2 protein-coding genes are annotated in these 2,487 nt (G+C 70.2%); both read left to right on the forward strand.

Annotated features, from left to right (window positions below; all coding sequences use genetic code 11):
- Positions 1-82 precede the first annotated feature (82 nt).
- On the forward strand, positions 83-1,399 hold the full coding sequence (locus ELR45_RS08940; RefSeq protein WP_129665265.1) for a CaiB/BaiF CoA transferase family protein: 1,317 nt from the start codon (positions 83-85) through the stop codon (positions 1,397-1,399).
- A 94-nt stretch (positions 1,400-1,493) separates the two neighbouring features.
- The coding region (locus tag ELR45_RS08945; RefSeq protein WP_240759347.1) for an acyl-CoA dehydrogenase family protein at positions 1,494-2,487 on the forward strand (994 nt) is incomplete at its 3' end.

The following is a 2,487-nucleotide window of genomic DNA, read 5'->3' on the forward strand; positions in this document are numbered from 1 at the left end:
CGCCGCTGCGCTCGGACAACCCGTGGCGGGTACCGCGACGCGAGGACGGCGTGCTGCGGGCCGCTCCCGCATCATCGATCTCATGACCCGTTCACCGCACGAAGAGACCGGCGGCATCCACGCGCTCGATGGACTGCTGGTCGCAGACTTCAGCCGGGTGCTGGCCGGGCCGCTGGCGACGATGACGCTCGCCGATCTCGGCGCGACCGTCGTCAAGGTGGAGCGCCCCGGGCACGGCGATGACACCCGCGCGTGGGGTCCTCCCTGGACCGCGACGTCGAGCTCGTACTTCGAGGCGGTCAACCGGTCGAAGTACAGCGTCGCACTCGACCTCACCGACCCCGGCGACCTGCGGCTCGCCGGGGAGCTGGCGCGGCGGGCCGACGTCGTCGTCGAGAACTTCCGCACCGGGACCATGGAACGGTACGGACTCGGCTACGCCGACGTCGCCGAGGAGAACCCAGGGGTCGTGTACTGCTCGATCACCGGGTTCGGCAGCGGCGCCGGCGCCGAGATTCCGGGGTACGACTTCGTGGTCCAGGCCGTCGGCGGGCTGATGAGCGTGACGGGAGAACCCGACGGCGAGCCACAGAAGGTCGGCGTGGCTCTGGTGGACGTGCTGACCGGCAAGGACGCCACCATCGGCATCCTTGCCGCGCTCGAGTCACGACGGCGGGACGGTCGTGGCCGGCACGTCGAGGTCAACCTGCTGTCCAGCCTGCTGGGTTCCCTGGTCAACCAGGTGTCCGGTTACCTCGCCACGGGCGAATCGCCGACTCGGATGGGCAACCGGCATCCGTCGATCGCACCGTACGAAGTACTGCGCTGCCGGGACGGGCGGATCGCGGTGGCCTGCGGGAATGACGGTCAGTTCCGGCGCCTGGCCGACGAGCTCGGGCTACCGTGGCTCGCCGACGACCAGCGGTTCAGTACGAACTCCGCGCGCGTCGCCCACCGGGATGCACTGGTCGAAGCGCTGGAGTCGGCGATGGGCGCCGCCGACGCCGGGGATTGGGAGCGACGGCTGCTCGCGGTGGGGGTCTCGGCAGGCCGGGTCGCCGATATCAACTCCGCGGTCCAGCGGGCCGAGGAGCTGGGGCTCTCACCGACCATCGACGCCGGCGACGGACACCCCCGCCAGATCACGCACCCGATCCGCTACACCGCTTGCTCGCCGGCCTCACTCGACCACGGTGCCGCTGCCGGCTCCCGCTTCTCCGAGCTCTGGCCCGGCCCGGCCGCGCTAGAGCCACATGCGGGCGCACCGGCTGCGGTTTCTGCGTCACCGCATTCCATGGCCCCGCCGCCAAGGCTCGACGAGCACGGGGACGTCGTCCGGCGTTGGCTCGCCGGCGATTCGGGCCACTCTTTATCCCACCCGTCCGATTCCGCGCCATGACCGCCTGAGCACCTTTGATCATGTTCCACTTTGTGCCCCTATAGGGGCACCCCACGGCATCCGATCGCCGATGCCCACTTCCTGAGAGGTTTCCATGACGCTCACATCCACCGCCGGCGCCCGGCTTCCGGTGTTCGATCCACACGACCCGGCCGGGATCGACGACGAACTCACCGACGACGAGCGTGACATCCGGGGCGCGGTCCGCCAGATGTGCACCGACCGGGTCGCACCGCACATCGCGGAGTGGTTCGAGCACGGCGAGATCCCCGATATCCGAGGCCTGGCCCGCGAGCTCGGCACGCTTGGTGTGCTGGGCATGCACCTGACCGGCTACGGGTGCGCCGGCATGTCGGCCACCGAGTACGGGCTGGCCTGCCTCGAGCTGGAGGCGTGCGACTCCGGCATCCGCTCCCTGGTGTCCGTGCAGGGATCGCTGGCCATGTTCGCGATCTGGCAGTTCGGCTCGGAGGAACAGAAGCAGGCATGGCTTCCACCGATGGCCGCCGGCACCGCGATCGGATGCTTCGGGCTGACCGAGCCCGACCACGGTTCAGATCCCGCCGCTCTGCGCACCGGCGCCCGCCGCGACGGGGCGGACTGGGTACTCGACGGCCGGAAGATGTGGATCACCAACGGTTCCATCGCCGACGTCGCTGTCGTCTGGGCGCAGACGGACGCCGGTTTGCGCGGTTTCGTCGTTCCGACCGACACACCCGGATTCTCGGCCCCGGAGATGCGGCACAAGATGTCGCTGCGCGCCTCGGTCACCAGCGAGCTGGTGCTCGACGGGGTCCGGCTGCCCGCAGACGCGATGCTGCCGGAGGCGCACGGCCTACGCGGCCCTCTGTCCTGCTTGAACGAGGCCCGGTACGGCATCGTCTGGGGCGCGATGGGCGCCGCCCGCTCCGCGTTCGAGTCCGCTCTAGGCTACGCGGGCGAGCGCGAGCAGTTCGACAAGCCGATCGGCGGCTACCAGCTGACTCAGCAGAAGCTCGCCGACATGGCCGTCGAGCTGGTCAAAGGCCAGCTGCTGGCGCTGCATCTCGGACGCCGCAAGGACGCCGGCCGGCTCCGCCACGAGCAGG

Source organism: Phytoactinopolyspora endophytica, assembly GCF_004138495.1.
Lineage (GTDB): Bacteria > Actinomycetota > Actinomycetes > Jiangellales > Jiangellaceae > Phytoactinopolyspora > Phytoactinopolyspora endophytica.

Excerpts from the sequence above, each read along its gene's own strand:
- ELR45_RS08940 (WP_129665265.1), top strand. The coding sequence starts at position 83 with ATGACCCGTTCACCGCACGAAGAGACCGGCGGCATCCACGCGCTCGAT.